16 protein-coding genes are annotated in these 15,558 nt (G+C 73.9%); 6 read left to right on the top strand and 10 right to left on the bottom strand.

Going from position 1 to position 15,558, the window contains the following annotated elements:
• Positions 1-61: 61 nt before the first annotated feature.
• Positions 62-1,081, bottom strand: coding sequence for a DMT family transporter (locus ACZ4Z1_RS02065; protein ID WP_468484634.1), 1,020 nt, complete (start codon positions 1,079-1,081; stop codon positions 62-64).
• Between ACZ4Z1_RS02065 and ACZ4Z1_RS02060 the strand changes: the two genes are divergently transcribed.
• Both ACZ4Z1_RS02060 and ACZ4Z1_RS02055 read left to right on the top strand, forming a co-directional pair.
• Positions 1,080-2,582 carry an aminotransferase-like domain-containing protein gene (locus ACZ4Z1_RS02060; protein ID WP_468484633.1) on the top strand — a complete coding sequence of 501 codons (1,503 nt, stop codon included), beginning with the start codon at positions 1,080-1,082 and terminating at the stop codon, positions 2,580-2,582. The genes ACZ4Z1_RS02065 and ACZ4Z1_RS02060 overlap by 2 nt on opposite strands.
• 71 nt (positions 2,583-2,653) lie before the next feature.
• The gene (locus tag ACZ4Z1_RS02055; protein ID WP_468484632.1) at positions 2,654-3,148 is read left to right on the top strand and encodes a GNAT family N-acetyltransferase; all 495 of its coding nucleotides are present in this window, start codon (positions 2,654-2,656) and stop codon (positions 3,146-3,148) included.
• Positions 3,149-3,179: 31 nt separating this feature from the next.
• Here the strand turns inward: ACZ4Z1_RS02055 and melA are convergent, their stop codons facing one another.
• From melA to ACZ4Z1_RS02015, 8 genes are all read right to left on the bottom strand, one after another.
• Positions 3,180-4,517, bottom strand: coding sequence for an alpha-galactosidase (melA, locus tag ACZ4Z1_RS02050; RefSeq protein WP_468484631.1), 1,338 nt, complete (start codon positions 4,515-4,517; stop codon positions 3,180-3,182).
• Positions 4,514-5,545 (bottom strand): carbohydrate kinase family protein, encoded by a 1,032-nt coding sequence (locus ACZ4Z1_RS02045; protein WP_468484630.1) that lies wholly within the window; start codon positions 5,543-5,545, stop codon positions 4,514-4,516. The genes melA and ACZ4Z1_RS02045 overlap by 4 nt, the downstream gene beginning before the upstream one ends.
• A gap of 65 nt (positions 5,546-5,610) precedes the next feature.
• Positions 5,611-6,501: a carbohydrate ABC transporter permease gene (locus tag ACZ4Z1_RS02040; protein WP_468484855.1), complete on the bottom strand. Its 891-nt coding sequence runs from the start codon at positions 6,499-6,501 to the stop codon at positions 5,611-5,613.
• 14 nt (positions 6,502-6,515) lie between these two features.
• Complete coding sequence (locus ACZ4Z1_RS02035) at positions 6,516-7,565, bottom strand: carbohydrate ABC transporter permease (RefSeq protein ID WP_468484629.1); 1,050 nt, start codon at positions 7,563-7,565, stop codon at positions 6,516-6,518.
• Positions 7,566-7,693: 128 nt separating this feature from the next.
• Entirely contained in the window at positions 7,694-8,977 is a 1,284-nt protein-coding gene (locus tag ACZ4Z1_RS02030; RefSeq protein WP_468484854.1) for an extracellular solute-binding protein, read from the bottom strand.
• A 208-nt stretch (positions 8,978-9,185) separates the two neighbouring features.
• A complete protein-coding gene (locus ACZ4Z1_RS02025) occupies positions 9,186-10,388 on the bottom strand; it encodes an IPT/TIG domain-containing protein (RefSeq protein ID WP_468484628.1) in 1,203 nt (400 codons plus the stop codon).
• Between the two features lie 46 nt (positions 10,389-10,434).
• Positions 10,435-11,277: a GNAT family N-acetyltransferase gene (locus tag ACZ4Z1_RS02020; protein WP_468484627.1), complete on the bottom strand. Its 843-nt coding sequence runs from the start codon at positions 11,275-11,277 to the stop codon at positions 10,435-10,437.
• The gene (locus ACZ4Z1_RS02015) at positions 11,277-12,131 is read right to left on the bottom strand and encodes a hypothetical protein (RefSeq protein ID WP_468484626.1); all 855 of its coding nucleotides are present in this window, start codon (positions 12,129-12,131) and stop codon (positions 11,277-11,279) included. The genes ACZ4Z1_RS02020 and ACZ4Z1_RS02015 overlap by 1 nt, the downstream gene beginning before the upstream one ends.
• A gap of 108 nt (positions 12,132-12,239) precedes the next feature.
• On the opposite strand from ACZ4Z1_RS02015, the gene ACZ4Z1_RS02010 reads away from it, so the two are divergent.
• On the top strand, positions 12,240-12,707 hold the full coding sequence (locus ACZ4Z1_RS02010) for a GNAT family N-acetyltransferase (protein WP_468484625.1): 468 nt from the start codon (positions 12,240-12,242) through the stop codon (positions 12,705-12,707).
• Here the strand turns inward: ACZ4Z1_RS02010 and ACZ4Z1_RS02005 are convergent, their stop codons facing one another.
• Positions 12,708-13,568 (bottom strand): inositol monophosphatase family protein, encoded by an 861-nt coding sequence (locus tag ACZ4Z1_RS02005; RefSeq protein ID WP_468484624.1) that lies wholly within the window; start codon positions 13,566-13,568, stop codon positions 12,708-12,710.
• On the opposite strand from ACZ4Z1_RS02005, the gene ACZ4Z1_RS02000 reads away from it, so the two are divergent.
• The 3 genes from ACZ4Z1_RS02000 to ACZ4Z1_RS01990 all read left to right on the top strand — a co-directional run bounded on the left by ACZ4Z1_RS02000 (position 13,567) and on the right by ACZ4Z1_RS01990 (position 15,463).
• Positions 13,567-13,704, top strand: a complete 138-nt coding sequence (locus ACZ4Z1_RS02000) for a hypothetical protein (protein ID WP_468484623.1) — start codon at positions 13,567-13,569, stop codon at positions 13,702-13,704. The genes ACZ4Z1_RS02005 and ACZ4Z1_RS02000 overlap by 2 nt on opposite strands.
• Before the next feature lie 72 nt (positions 13,705-13,776).
• Positions 13,777-14,865 (top strand): AsnC family transcriptional regulator, encoded by a 1,089-nt coding sequence (locus tag ACZ4Z1_RS01995; protein WP_468484622.1) that lies wholly within the window; start codon positions 13,777-13,779, stop codon positions 14,863-14,865.
• A 199-nt stretch (positions 14,866-15,064) separates the two neighbouring features.
• On the top strand, positions 15,065-15,463 hold the full coding sequence (locus ACZ4Z1_RS01990; protein ID WP_468484621.1) for a VOC family protein: 399 nt from the start codon (positions 15,065-15,067) through the stop codon (positions 15,461-15,463).
• The last annotated feature ends 95 nt before the right edge of the window (positions 15,464-15,558 follow it).

Below are 15,558 nucleotides of genomic sequence, written 5' to 3'. Positions count from 1 at the left end.
GATGCACCCGCGGAACGCGCCACCGTACGGGGGACCTGGCCGGTCCTCGGCCACCTGCCCGTCAGGTGGCCGAGCGCTGGGTGACCGCGATGCAGACGAGTACGGCGACGGCGGCGACCGGGGCGGCCAGCGGCAGCTGTTCGCCGAGCAGCAGTACGGACCACACCAGCGTCAGCAGCGGCTGGGCGAGCTGCAGCTGACTGGCCTTGGACACGCCGATGACCGCCATGCCGCGGTACCAGACCACCAGGCCGAGGAACTGCGAGCCGAGGGCCAGCCACAACAGGCCCGCCACCGCGTGCCCCGTCAGGTGCGGCGGTTCGGCGAGCAGCGCCAGGGCCGCGCCGGGCACGGTGACCGGCAGGGCCAGCAGCAGGGCCCAGCCGATCACCTGCCAGCCGGGCAGGTGGCGGGCGAGCCGGCCGCCCTCGGTGTAGCCCGCCGCGCACACCAGGAGTGCGGCGAAGAGACAGAGGTCCCCGGTGCTCAGCGCGCCGCCGCTCTGCTGGACGGCGAAGCCGATGACGACGACCGCCCCGGCCAGCGCCGCGGCCCAGAAGGTACGGGACGGCCGCGCGCCGGTCCGTACGGCCGAGAACGCGGCGGTGGTCAGCGGCAGCAGGCCGACCACGACCGCGGCGTGGGAGGTGGTGGAGGTCTCCAGCGCGAGGGTGGTCAGCAGCGGGAATCCGAGGACGACACCGGCCGCCACGACGGCCAGGCCCGCCCAGTGGCGGCGTTGCGGCAGCCGGACGCGGAAGACGGCCAGGCAGCAGCCGGCGATGGCGGCGGCGAGCACGCTGCGCAGGGTCACCACCGTCCAGGCGCCCATGCCTTCCAGGGCCCAGGCGGTGGCGGGGAAGGTGAGGGAGAAGGAGGCGACGCCGAGGACGGCGAGGAGGGTGCCGCGGGCCGGGGTGGCTGTGCCGGGGGCGGGCACGTGCGTGACGGCGGTCGGGCGGGCTTCGGTGGCCGGGCCGGCGGCCTCGGCGGACGGGTGGTCGGCTTCGGCGGTGCGGGCGGCGCCCGGTGCGTTGACCGCTATCGTCGTGCCCGGAGTAGCGCTATCGTGATCTCTCATGCATGAGCGTAGCAGCGTCGCTGAACTGGCCGCGATCCTCCGTGACGGCCTCAACCGCTACTCTCCGGGTGAGAAGCTGCCGTCGAGCCGCGCCCTGGTGGAGCGGCACCGGGTGAGTCCGGTGACGGTCTCCCGAGCCCTGGCCGAGCTGGCGACCGAGGGCCTGGTGACCACCCGGCCCGGCGCCGGTGCCTTCCGCGCCGAGGCCCGGCCGCAGGCCCGCCCGGTGGACACCTCCTGGCAGGAGATCGCGCTGAGCGCGGAGGCGGCTGACGACCACGCGCCACGCGGCGTGGACGCCTCCGGTGTGCTGGCCACCCTGGCCGCACCCGCCGCCGGCGTCATCGAGCTGAACGGCGGTTACCTGCACCCGGGCCTGCAGCCGGAGCGCGCGCTGGCCGCCGCGCTCGCCCGGGCCGGACGCCGGCCCGGAGCCTGGGGCCGGCCGCCCATGGAAGGCGTGGCCGAACTGCGCGCCTGGTTCGCGCGCGAGATCGGCGGCCCCGCCGGAGCGCTCGCGGGCTCGGACGTGCTGGTGACGGCGGGCGGGCAGAGCGCGCTGACCGCGGCGCTGCGGGCGCTGGCCCCGCCCGGCGCGCCGGTGCTGGTCGAGTCGCCGACATACCCGGGCATGCTGGCCGCCGCCCGCGCGTCCGGGCTGCGCCCCGTACCCGTACCGATGGACGCGGACGGTGTACGGACCGATCTGCTGGCCGAGGCCTTCCGCGCCAGCGGGGCCCGGCTCTTCGTGTGCCAGCCGCTCTTCCAGAACCCGACCGGGGCCGTGCTGGCCGCCGGACGCCGGGCCGAGGTGCTGCGGATCGCCCGCGCGGCCGGCGCCTTCGTGGTCGAGGATGACTTCGCGCGCCGCCTCGTCCACGAGGACGCGCCCCCGCTGCCGCCCACACTGATCGCCGACGACCCTGACGGCACGGTCGTCCACGTCTGCTCGCTGACCAAGGCCACCTCGCCCAGCCTGCGCGTGGGCGCGCTCGCCGCGCACGGACCGGTGCTCGACCGGCTGCGCGCCATCCAGGTCGTGGACAGCTTCTTCGTCCCCAGGCCCCTCCAGGAAGCGGCCCTGGAGCTGGTGGGCTCCCCGGCGTGGAGCCGCCACCTGCGCGTCATATCAGGGCAGTTGGCGGTGCGGCGGGAGGCGCTCGCCGCGGCGCTGCGGCTGCACTTCGGCGGTACGGAACCGGCCGGGCCCGGCCCCGGCGTGCGGATCGTGCCACCTGGCGGCTACCACTTCTGGCTGCGTCTGCCCGACGGTACGGACGAGGCGGCGCTCGCCGGCGCGGCACTGCGCGCGGGCGTCGCGGTGGCCCCGGGCCGCCCGTACTTCGCCGCCGAGCCCCCGGCCCCGCACCTGCGCCTGACCTTCGCCTCGGCCGCCGGAACGGCCGAACTGGCCGAGGGCGCGCGGCGGTTGCGCGCGGCGTACGAGGAGGTGCCGGCAGGTGGCCGGGCCGACGGCCAGGGTGCGTGCCGGGCGTCGTGAGGCCACTGAGACCCATCGGAAGCGCCCTTAATCCGTTCGACCGCGCGCGGCCGCTCTGCGAGTCTCCGTCCATGAACCACAGCACACCCGACGCCCCCGCCGAGGGCGCCCCCGCGGCCGTGCCCGACGGCATCCCGGCCGGCTACGAGGTCTCCACCGATCCGGACCGGCTGGATCTGGCCCTGATCCACCACTGGCTCTCCACCGACGCCTACTGGGCCCTCGGGCGCTCCCGTGAGCGCCAGGACCGGGCGGTGGCGGGCTCGCTCAACTTCGGCCTGTACGAGGCGGACGGCGCCGGATCCGGCCGGGGACGGCAGGTCGGCTACGCCCGCGTCGTCACCGACCGCACCACCTTCGCCTGGCTCTGCGACGTCTACATCGCCCCCGCCGCCCGTGGCAAGGGCCTCGGCACCGCCCTCGTCGCCCGCGTCCGCGACCACCTGGCGCCGTACGGCCTGCGCCGTATCCTGCTGGCGACGGGCGACGCCCACGACGTGTACGCGCGGGTGGGCTTCGAGCCGCTGGCCGAGCCCGGCAAGTGGATGGCGCTCGGCCTCCAGTAGCGGCGCCGGGCCCGGTCCGCGCTGCCTCGGCTCAGTGCCCCAGCACCTCCCGCAGCTCCGGCTGGAGCAGGTCGGCGTGGGCGCGTACGAGGTCGTCGCACAGGTCCCAGATGCGCTCGACGGGCAGCGCGGCGGCGGTGGCCGGGTCCGCCATCGCCGCGTGCCTGATGTGGCGCGGCTCGCCGTCCACCGCTGCGCGTACGACCAGTTCGTTGGCGCTGACGTAAGCCCGGTTCAGGGCCGCGCACTGCGGGGGCAGGGCGCCGATCCGGGTGGGCTGGACCCCCAGCGAGTCCACCAGGCACGGCACCTCCACCACCGCGGTGCCGGGCAGGTTGTCCACCAGGCCGTGGTTGGGGACGTTGCCGTAGACGGTGCGCGGGGTGCCGGAGACGATGCTGTGGATGATCTGCGGCGCGTACTCCATGGTCCCCTCCACCGGCAGCGGCGTTCCGGCGGCGAGCGCGTCCCGGGTCCGCTCGTACTCCGCGGTGTTCTCCTCGATGATGTCCAGGTACGTGCCGATGGGCAGCCGCAGCCGCTCCACCTCGCTGTCGTGGTGGAGGTACCAGGGCACGTACTCGGAGGAGTGCTCGCTGGTCTCGGTCGGGTAGTGACCGAGCCTGCGGTACATGTCCACGCGGACCCGGCGCAGCAGCTGCGGGTCCTTGGCGATCACCTCGTCGAGCAGCGGGTACAGGTTCTGCCCGTTCCGTTCGAATCGCAGCACCCACGCCTGGTGGTTGACCCCGGCGGCCAGGTACGAGATCTCCTCGTACGGGACGCCCAGCAGCTCGGCGAGGTCGTGCACGGTCCAGTACACCGAGTGGCACAGTCCGACGACGCGGCGCAGGGGCGTGGCCTGTGCCAGGTACATCACGTTCATCGCCATCGGGTTGGTGTAGTTCAGCAGCCACGCGTCCGGGCAGTGTTCGGCGATGTCGTCGGCGAGGGCGCGCAGCAGCGGGAAGGTGCGCAGGGCGCGGAAGATGCCGCCGATGCCGAGTGTGTCGCCGATGGTCTGGCGCAGCCCGTAGCGGGCGGGGATGCCGAAGTCCGTACGGGTGGCCTCGTTCATGCCGACCTGGACGGTGTTGATCACGAAGTCGGCGCCGTCGAGCGCCGCGCGCCGGTCGAGGTGGGCCGTGACGACCGGCTCGGCGCCGCGTGCGGTGGCGATGTGGCGCGCCGCGCCTTCGGCGGTGGCGAGGCGTTCGGGGTCGATGTCGTGCAGGGCGACGTGGACGCGCCGCAGCTCGGGGAAGGTGAGCAGGTCGGCGAGGAGGCCCTGGGTGAACACGACGCTGCCGGCGCCGATGAACGCGATTTTCACGGTGCCGGTGCGGCCGGTCGGGGCGGTGCTGGTCATGCGTGGCTCCCTGGTCGGGTCGTGAGGGCGGCGGCACGGGCCTCGTCCCAGGTGGGCTGGGCCGCCGTACCACCGTGGGCGCGGGTGGACAGGGCGCCGCAGGCCGCGGCGAAGGAGAGCGCCGCGGGCAGGTCCATGCCGTGCAGGACCGCGGCGACGAAACCGGCGTCGAAGCTGTCACCGGCGCCGACACTGTCCACCGGGTCGGCGGGGACGGCGGCGGTACGGGTGAGCGTGGCGCCGTCGTGGGCGAGCGCGCCCGCCGCGCCGTCCTTGACGACGACCAGCGGGCCGAGGCGGGCCAGGGCGGCGGCAGCGGTGGCGGGGCTGACGTCGCGGTTCGCGGTGGCCGGGCCGTCGTCGCGGTCCGCCGCGTCCACGGACGCGGGCCGGTCCGGCTCCGGTGCCAGCGACCCGGCCAGGGCCCGTACCTCTGCCGCGTTCGGCAGCAGTACGTCGGTGGACTTCAGGACCGGGCCGAGGAGTTCGGCGTCCCAGCGCCGCGCGGGGTCGTCGTTGGTGTCGAGTGAGGTGGCCGCGCCGTGCCCGCGGGCCCGCGCGAACACCTCGCCCAGGGACCGGGCCAGCCGTGGCATCAGGAAGAACGATCCGGCGTGCACGTGCCGGCAGTCGGCCAGCAGCCGGTCCGGCACGTCCCGCGGCCCGGTGGCGGCCAGGCAGCCGGAGGCGGTCAGGATGGCGCGGTCGTCGCCGTGCGTGAGGACGGTGGTGAGCGGGGTGGGCAGCTCCGGATCGGTGGCCAGGGCCGAGACGTCCACGCCGCGCTCGGCCAGCGCCGTACGGACGAAGGCCCCCGCGGCATCGTCGCCGACCCGCCCGGCGAACGCCACGCGCAGCCCCAGCCGCGCCGCGCCGCAGGCCGTGATCGCGGCCGAGCCGCCCGTCAGCAGGCTCCCGGAGGCGACGAGTTGCTCGCGTTGCGCGAACTCCAGAGTGCGCGGGACCGGGCCGACCACCACATCGGGATTGGCGTCGCCGATGACGAGGAGGTCGAAGGAGCGGGGCACGGGCACCTCCGGGGAGGACGGGGCGGCAGAGGGAGGAACGCGGGGGAGGAGAGCCTGGGGCGGGGCTACCCCTTCAGTCCGCTGGACGTCAGCGACTGGATGAAAGTCTTCTGCGCGAAGAGGAACGCCACCAGGACCGGCAGCACGGTGAGCACATTGCCCGCCATGATCGCCGACCACCGGTTGTGGTGCTGGCCCTGGAAGGTCGTCAGCCCCAGCTGGAGCGTGTACTGGGTGTCGTGGTTGATCGCGATGAGCGGCCAGGTCAGATCGTTCCAGGTGGTCAGGAAGGTCAGTACGGCGACGGTGGCCAGCGCCGGGCGGGCCAGCGGCAGGACGACGGAGTACAGCACCCGCAGCCGCGAGCACCCGTCGATCCAGGCCGCCTCCTCCAGCTCCCGCGGCAGCGCCAGGAAGAACTGCCGGAAGAGGAAGACTGCGAACGGCGTGACCAGGGACGGCACGATCAGCGCCCCCAGCGTGTCGATCAGCCCCAGGTTCTTCATCACCAGGAACGTCGGGATCATGGTCAGCTGGAACGGGATGACCATGGTCGCCAGCATCAGCCCCAGCAGCACCCGCGACCCGGCGAACCGCATCCGCGCGAAGGCGTAGCCGCCCAGCGAGCCGAGCACCAGGTTGGAGAGCACCGCCGTGACCGCGACGATCGAGGAGTTGGCGAACCACCGCGGGAACATCGCGTTGCCCAGCACGTAGTCGTACCCGCCGAGGTCGATGCCGGACGGCCACAGCGACGGCGGGAAGCGGTTGATCTCCGCGTTGGTCATCACCGAACTGAGCACCAGCCACACCAGCGGCAGCGCGAAGCCCAGCGACAGGGGCGCGAGCAGCAGGTGCCAGGCGCTGAAGGGCAGGCGGCGCCGGGCCGGGCGCCGAGGCGCGGCGCTCCCGCGCGGGCGTGCGGCACCGGACGGGCCGGCGGGTCCGGGCGGCACGGCCGCGGGCGCGGTCAACGGACCGCTCCGTCCGGCGCGGCGCCCGGCCGGCGCCGCCGGTACAGGTGCAGGGCGGTGCCCACGACGAGCAGAGCGACCGCGAGGACGTACGCGGCGGCAGCCCCGTACCCGGCGGTGAACATCTGGAACGCCTGCTCCCATACGAAGTAGACGATGACGGTGGTCGACCCGAGGGGGCCGCCCTTCGTGGTGACGTAGATCAGGTCGAACACCTGGAGCGCGGTGATCAGTTGCCACAGCAGCAGGAAGACGGTCACCGGCGTCAGCGAGGGCAGCTTGATGTGCCACAGCACCCGCAGCCGGCCCGCGCCGTCCAGCCGCGCCGACTCGATCAGCTCCGGCGGTACGTCCTGGAGCGCGGCCAGGTAGACGACGACACAGAAGCCGATCCCGCTCCACAGGGAGATGAGCACCAGCAGGTAAAGCGCCTGTCCGGGGTCGGAGAGGAAGCCCTGCGGGGACACTCCCAGGTGGTGCAGGAGGGAGTTGGCCACCCCGAACTGCGGGTCGAGGATGAAGAAGAACAGCACGCCCTGCGCGGCGGCCGAGATCACGAACGGGATGAAGACCAGCGTCCGGTACAGGCCGATCAGCCGGATGCGGCGGTTGAGCGCCAGCGCGAGGGCCAGCCCGCCGGCCAGGCTGAGCGGCACGTACAGACCCGCGTAGCCGAGGGTGTTCTCCACCGCCGTACGGAAGCCCGGATCCCGCACCAGCGCCCGGTAGTTGTCCAGGCCCACCCAGCGTCCCGGCGTGACCAGGTCGTCGGCCCGGAAGGAGAGCAGCAGCGACCAGACGACGGGGACGATGCTCAGTCCGAGGATGATCAGGACGGACGGGCTGATGAACGCCCAGGCGGTGGCGTTCTCCCGGCGGGCGCGGCCGGCGAGGGTACGGGGACGGCGGGGTGCGGGGGCGCCGGGGGGCCGGTTCGTTGTCGTGGCCCGTCGGCCGGTGGCGTCGCGGCGCGGGTCGAGGGTGAAGGCGCGGGGGGTGGTGCGGCGGGGCGCCGAGTGCCCGGGTCGCGTACGGCTCGGCTCCATACGTTGCGGCTCCGTACGGCGCGGCTCCGTACGGCCTCGTGCCGTCCGCCGGCCCCCGTGGAAATCTGACGGCATCGCACCCTCTCCCGTCCGGCCGTGTCCGGCCGCCTCGTGGGCGTCGTCCGGTCTCATCGCGGGATCAGCAGGGCCGCGTCGGCTTTTTCGGCACAGGTGCGCAGCGCCTCGGCGGGGGAGCTGCGCCCCAGCAGTACGGCCACGATCGCCTCACCGACGGCCTGCGAGATCTGCGGGTACGCCGGGTGGACGGGCCGGACCCGCGCGGTGTCCAGCGCGGTGGTGAACACCGGCAGCCCGGCGGTCCGCGCCGAGTGCCGCCGCCACTCCGGGCGCGCGGCCGACGCCTTGCTCAGCGGCAGGCTGCCGCCGCCCAGCGCCCACCGCACGTCCTGTGCCGGATCGCCCAGCCAGCGCAGGAACTCGACCGCCGCCCGCGAACGCTCCGGGCCGTTGTCGAAGACGGTCCAGGTGTCGGGGCCGGAGATCGTGCAGGGCCGTCCGCTGTAGGTCGGCGGCGCCACCACGTCGTAGTCGACCTTGCCCTCGATGATGTCCGGCAGCTCCCACGGGCCGGTGGCCATCATGCCCATCCGGCCGCCGATGAAGACCTGGTGCATCTGCTCGCTGCCCGGCTTGGGGTCGACGTAGACGCTCTTGTCGGCGGCGAGCCGTGCCAGGGTGCCCAGCGCCTGCTCCCCGACGTCCTTGAAGCCGATGCTGTGCCCGTCCGGGGCGATGACCTCGCCGCCGAGGTCCCACACCAGCGGCCACAGCCGCCACACGGTGTCCTCGTCACCGGTGCCCGGCCAGCTTGTACCGAACGTGCCGCGGCGCCGGTCGGTCAGCAGGCGCGCCGTACGGATGAAGTCGTCCCACGTCCAGCCCGCCTTCGGGTACGGGATCCCGGCCCGCCGGAACAGCTTCCTGTTGTAGACGACGCACAGGGAGTCCAGTACGGCGGGCGCGGCCCGTACCTGGCCGTTGAGTTCGACCGCGTCGCGGACCGAGCCCCACAACCGCGGCCAGTACGCGGTGCCGCGCAGCGCGTCGGTGAGGTCGACGACGCGCGGGCTGCGGGCCACCCTGGCCAGGTCGGCCCCGAAGATGTACGCGATGTCCGGGTACGAGCCCGCGGCCAGCGCCGCCGTCACCTTCTGGAGCATCGCGTCGGCCACCACCCCGCCGCCCCCGGCGTCGACTCGGATGCGCGACTGCCTGCGGTTGAAGTCGTCGACGAGCGACTGGACGGCCTTGCGGCCGGTGTCGGCCTGACCGTGCCACAGTTCGACGAGGACCCTGCCGTCGGCGCCCACACTGCCGGCCGCCGAGGACCGGCAGGCGCCGAGGAGCGGCGCGCCCGCGACGCCGGCCGCCAGCGCGGCGCCGGTGTGCAGGAGACGGCGCCGGGTCGGTCCGGCAGGGCGCCGTGCGACGCCGTCGTCCCGTAAGTCCGTCGAGCTCGTGTCCCCGCCGGTCGCGTCGCGCGTCACCGGCCACCCCCTCGAAGAACCGGTCCAAGGTTTCGCAGAACCGTTTGCGCCCGCCCCCGGGCCCCCGGACCGTACGGCCGGGAGCCCTCAAGAGCTAACCAGCAGCCACCGATCAGTGCAATGGTGCTGCGGCGACGGGTGGGGCGCCGCGGCGGTGCGTCGCGACGGTGCCCTGCCCCTGGTGACGTGCTGCCGCGTGCGCGTGCGTGTCCGCGTCTGGGTCCGTGTACGTGAACCGGTCCGCGTCCACAGTGGCGCTGGTGCCGCCCGCCGTCGTCACGGTGACGTGCACGGTCCCCGATCCGGCGGGCGAGGTGCTGCCGCAGAAGGAGTCCCCGCAGGAGACGTGCGCGGCCGGCGCGTCCCCGAACGCGACCGTGCCGCCTGCCAGGTTCTTCCCGAGGACGTACACCGAAGTCCCGCCCTGCGACGGGCCGCCGCGCACGTTCAGGCCGGTCACCACCGGGGCGGCGGGCGGCGTGGGCGGCGGACCCGTGTAGGCGAAGCCGGTCGGGGCTGCCGCGGCTCCGCCCGGGGTGACGACGGTGACGGGGACGCTGCCGGAACCACCGGGCGTGGTCGCGGTGCACCGTGTGGCCGTGCAGCGGACGTCCTTCGCCACGTCGTTCCCGAAGAGCACGAACCCGCTGCTCAGGCCGGTCCCGGTGACGGTGACGGCGGTGCCGCCGGTGCCCGGGCCGGTGGTCGTGCCGATTCCGGTCACCACCGGGCGGACCGGCGCCTCGGCGGGCTGCTGCGGGCCGTTGACCGTGTACGTACTCACGTTGTCGGCGGGATCGACGTCGTCACGGTTGGCGACGGTCGCCCTGATCACCCCGGACGGCCGCTCCGGGCCCGAGGACACCTGCACCTTCATGAAGTCGCCGCGGCCGGGCACGCGGGTCCCGCGGAAGGTCGCCTCCAGATGCCGCCCGTCCGGCGACACGGTCTGCTCGAAGGTGTAGTCGTACGGCGTCGAGTACATCAGCGCGCCACCGGTCCTCAGGCCGGGCGGCAGATCGACGGTCAGGCGGGTGATCCCGGTGGTGTCGGCCGTACCGACCGAGGACCAGCTGACGGAGAAGGTGCCGTAACTGTTGGGTGTGGTGGGGTAATTGCCCGCTTGGGAGACGGCCACGTCCGGGCCGGTCGGAGTGGTTGCGGTGGCGGGCGCGGCGGCGGTCACGGGAGCGCGGACGGCCGCGGGAGTGGCGGCGGTCGCCGGGCCGGGGGCGGCGAGGGCGGGGCCCGCCGCCGACAGGGTGGTCAGGGTGAGGACGAGGGCCGACCAGGCCGCTGCTGATCGAGTGGTCATGCTCTCCGTCATCGCCCGCACGGCTGTTCCCGTTACGACCCTTCCGTCACCCCTGTGAACCCGTGGGCGGAATCCGGCCGTACCGGCTGTACGGCATTCCGGGGGCCCGTGCGCCGCAGACATCCGGTTCCGCCGCCAGCCGTACGCTCAACTGGCTTCCCACCTCCCGGAACACCAACGCCCGCGCCGCGCGCCGCGAAGCCGGGGGACGGGCGCGCCACTGGGGGAGCAGACCGGCCGTGAGCGCGTGCGCCACCGCGGCGGACGCCACACGGCGGGCGAGCCCCTGACCGCGCCGGTCCGGCGCGGTGAGCACACAGAGGTGCGCGGTCCCGCGGGGCCAGAGACGGTAACCGGCCGCGGCGGTGACAAAGGCCTCGGGTGCGTACGGGCCTGACGGGCCTGCCGGGTCCTGGATGACGAAGGCGGGCGAAGTGATCTCCGCCAGGCCGCTCTCCTCCGCGTCCGTACGGCCGACGGCCCGCAACAGGGTCATCACGGCGGCGTGCCCGGCCGCAAGCCGCCGCACCCCACCGCCGTCCGGTACGCGGCGGAACGCGTCCTCCGTCACGTACGCCAGGGTGGCCGGGCCCAGGACGTCCGCGACGGGCAGCACCGCGCGGATGGCGTCCGGGCAGGTCAGCGCGTCGGCCGGTACGGCGCTCAGCGAGGTGCGCAGGGCATACGCGGCGGTCGGGTCCGGCGCGGTGACGATGGCCGACGGCCCGAGCGCCACGATCCCCGCCCACGAGGCCGGGCACAGGCCGGAGTCCGGGGAGACGACCACGACCGGGGGGCTGCCGGGCGGCGGAAACCTCACGGGCGCCGCACTCAGCGTCTCCCACAGGTCACCCACCCGCCGCAGCAACGGGCTTGCGGCGGACGCCACTACTGCCGCCACCCCACACGCAGCGGCCCGACCGGCCGGAACCCGACCCCCACCGCCGCTTCCAGGCCGGCGCCGGACTCGTAACCGACGACCGGCAGGCCGGGCCACCGGGCGGTCACGGCGGAGAGGCAGCCGGCCCGGGTACTCCGAGGACCGAGCCCGGAAGCCGCGGCTCCGGAAGCGGTGAAGACGTTGGACAGGCCGACCACTTCGCCGCTGAGCGTGGCGACGGCCCCGGCCAGGACCGTCCCGTCGGCGGACCGGGCGCGCAGGAAGCGGGTGGCGTCGTCCGTGAGCAGTTCCGGCCGGAACGGGTCGCAGCCGCCCGGCTCGGCTCCCCAGGCCGCCGCCCGGGCGGACAGGTCGCGGGGCGCGGTGATCACATCCCAGGTGATGTGGGCGGCGGGCCTGGCCGAGGAGGTGGACTCGGGTACGGGGGTGGATTCGGGTGCGGGGAGGGGTGCGGGAACAGGGACGGGTGCGGAAATGGGGGTGGGCGCGGGCGCATGGGCCGGGCGGTGGATCCACCGGGCCTCGAAGAGCACCTCGAATCCGGCCGGGGCCAGGTCCAGGCAGGCGAAACTGTCCTTGACCGAGCATCCGGGAGACGCCGTGTCGATCCGTTCCAGAAGCTCGGCGGAAGCGCTGACGCGGTCCGTGAGCGTCACGGCGTCCGGGTAGAGCGGGGGAGTGCGGCGGGGGCTGGTCCAGGCGCCGCCGCCGAAGTCCCCCCGTAGCCCGTGGGCGCGGCAGACCGCGTCGCACCATTCGGCGTTGTTACGAGCTGCCGCACGTACCCAGGCAGCGCGGTCGGCCACGTCCGCCACGGCTGCGGTGGCCCCCGGATCGGTCATGCGCCGATCATGACATGCGGGCAATCATCCCTCCAGGCAGTTACGTTGCACTCCCGGCGGCGGACCTAACGGCGTCGTACCAGGAGGCAGGCCGCCAACCTGACAGGCATGCATCAGGCGAACGGTGATGTCACCGCGTACGGCGGCGAGGGCGGCGGCCGGAGCGACGACGGCAGCAGGGGCGGTGACGGCAGAAAGGACGACGACCGGAGCCGGAGCGGTGACGGAAGCCGGAGCGAACGGGCCGGCGCTCCGGCGGCACACACCGACGGCTACGAGGTCAGGCCCGGCGTCCCGACGGCCGACGCATACCGGCGGCTGCGCCGGATCATCGGCGACGGCGGCTGCTTCTTCCGGATCGTCGACATCTGCGTACTGCCTCAGCACCAGGGCCACGGCCTGGGCAAGCGCATCATGACGGCGCTCAACGCCGAACTGGAGCGCCGCGCACCGGCCGGCGCCCACGTCTCCCTGATCGCCGACGGCGACGCCCGCCACCTCTACGCCAAGTTCGGCTTCACCGAGACCGCCCCCGTCTCGGTCGGCATGGAGTTCACGCCCCGCCCGGCCGGCTGATCACGGCGCCGGCTGCTCCACCGGTTCCAGCAGGTCCAGCAGCGCGCCGTGCAGCCCGCGCGGCGCGGCGAGGAAGCCGGACGCCCCGGCCCGCCACGGACGGCCCGCGGTGTCGGAGACGACGGCTCCCGCTTCGCGGGCCACGAGGGCGCCGGGCAAGAGATTGGCGTCGTCCCGGCCGTACTCCCAGAACGCGTCCAGCCGCCCCGCCGCCGTGTCGGCGATCTGCCACGAGGTGGGGCCGAGATTCCGTACGGCCCCCACGGCGGGCAGCACAGCGGCGAGCGACCGGCCGGCCGCCGCCACGGCCGCGGGCTGCCCCGCGACGAACGGCGGCTGGCTGGTGCCCACGAGGGCCGCTTCCAGCCGGGTCCTGGCCGACGGCACGATCGTCTCGCCGTTACGGGTGGCGCCCTGCCCGGCCGCGGCGAGGTACGTCTCGCCGAGCAGCGGCGCGTGCAGTGCCGCGGCCACCGGCTCGCCGTCCCGCACCAGCGCGAGACTGACACAGAAGTACGGCAGATCCTGCATCAACTGCACTGCGCCGTCGATCACATCCACCAGCCACACGTCCCCCACGGCCGGCAGCCCCGGGGCCGGGGCGGTGACAGGCGTGGTGCCCGGCTCGGCACTCGCACTTCTCCCGCCGTGCAGTTCCTCCGCCCAGGGCACGCCGGGCAGCAGCGCGTCCAGGTGCCGGCGCATGACGGCGACGGCCGGAGCCTCCAAGTCCAGGTATACGGCGGCCAGTTCCGCCATCGTGTCGGCGGGCGCGGCGGTGCGGCGCGGGGTCTTCACCAGGAGCGCGCCGACTTCATGAGCGGCGGCTGCCATCGGGGCGAGCAGGGATGCGTACGTCATGAACTTCTCCGTGTACTTCCCCGGCGCAGAGGGCGGCATGGAGGGGACGTCCGGGGGCCTGGCGTGCCTGACCTGCCCGACGTGCCTGGCCTGGCTGGCGTGCCTGGTGCCGTCCTCTGGTGCCGGAAGTGGCTGATGCCGTCGATCCTGTACCGCGACGGCCCGCCCCGGACTCTCCGCGGGCTCGAAGTGAGCAAAACTGTCACCCATGCCCAAAGATCCGAGCGTTCCCGTCTCCGCCGGCCCCGCCGTGCCCTTCCCACCCCCGTCCCCGTCCCCCACCCCCTCGCCCGTCCTCGGGCTCCGTGACCAGCGCCTGATCGCCGCGTTGCAGTGCGACGGGCGGCTGAGCGCCGAGCGGGCCGCCGAGGTGCTGGGTGAGAATCCCCGTACCGTGCACCGCCGCTGGCAGGCACTGACCGGCGACGGCACGGTGAAGGTGATCGCCCGGCCCGCGCGCCCCGACTCGGTCGGCGCGCTGCTGCTGCGCATCAAGGTGCTCAAGGGCAAGCTGGACGCCCTCACCGCAGCCCTGGCCGCCCGCCCGGACATCCCGTTCATCGACCTGTCCGCCACGGGCGACGAGATCTCCGCGGTCTCCTTCACCGAACCGGGCTCCCGCGACCACCTGGTCTTCCGGCAGTTGCCGGCCACACCCGCGGTGGCGTCCGTCTCCGCCGCCACCGTGCTGCACGTCTTCTCCGAGGCATCCGACTGGCGCCATGACGTCCTGACCACCGAGGAACGCGCCGCCCTGACCCCGGCCCGCGACCCGGCCCGCGACACCTCCGTACCATCCGTACCGCTCGCCGCCCCCGGACCCACGCTCGCAGGTTCCGGGGCCACGTCCGCCGCTCCCGCACGCACGCCTGACGCCGTCGACGCCGACATCCTGACCGCCCTGCGGGACGACGCCCGCACTCCGGCCGCGGCGATCGCCGCCCGTACCGGGCACCCCGCCTCCACCGTCCGGCGCCGCCTCGCCCGCCTGGTGGCCGACGGCCGGCTCAGCACACAGGTGGTCGTCGATCCCCGACGGCTGGGCCTGTTGATCGACGCCAACCTGATGATGCAGGTGCCCCCGGACCACCTGGACATCGTGGGCCGCACGCTGGCCCGGCACCCCGCCGTACACGGCGCGTTCGCCACCAGCGGCACCGCCAACGTGCACGCCGCCGTCTGGGTACGGGACCTGGCCGCCCTGTACCGGCTGATCACCGAGGACCTGACCGGCCTGGGCATCGCCGGCGTCGAGACCGTCATCGTCGGCCACGCGGTCAAACGCCCCGGCAGATGACCCGGAAGCCGCGAAACGAACCGGAGCTGCCGGAGCTTCCCGAACCACCGGCCCCCTCGCAGCCACCGGCTGTCCCGGGAATCGGCTCGACCACACCGCGGGCGCCGCTTACCATCAGCCGCGACGGCATCGCGTGTCGGTCACCGACCGGGTGAGGCATGGAGGTGCCCGTGAGTTTGCCTTACGGAGGCATTCCACAGTGTCAGTGCAGTTGAACCACATCATCATCCACTCCCGGGACAACCGGGAATCCGCCACCTTCCTGGCGTACCTCCTCGGACTCGAAACCGGCCCGGAATGGGGCCCGTTCATCCCGGTGGACACCGCCAACGGCGTCACCCTGGACTTCGCCACGATCCCGGCGGAGTCGATCGTCATGCAGCACTACGCGTTCCTCGTCGGCGAAGCCGAATTCGACACCGCCTTCGCGCGGATCCAGCAGACCGGCCTCACCTATTACGCCGACCCGCACGGAAAGCAGCCGGGAGAGATCAACCACAACGACGGCGGACGCGGGGTCTACTTCTTCGACCCTGCGGGCCACGCGATGGAGATCATCACCCGCCCGTACGGAAACGGCGACCCGGAAGCGCCATGAGGCGACCTCGAAAAGGCGTCAGGCGACGCGGAAGCGCCCCCGTCCACCTGATCACTCCACCCCAAGCCCAGCCGGGACACCGACCGTCCCGGCAC

It is taken from the genome of Streptomyces sp. NPDC030165 (assembly GCF_055573595.1).
The sequence above is the reverse complement of the archived record's forward strand: the minus strand, read 5'-3'. Positions and strand labels throughout refer to the sequence as shown.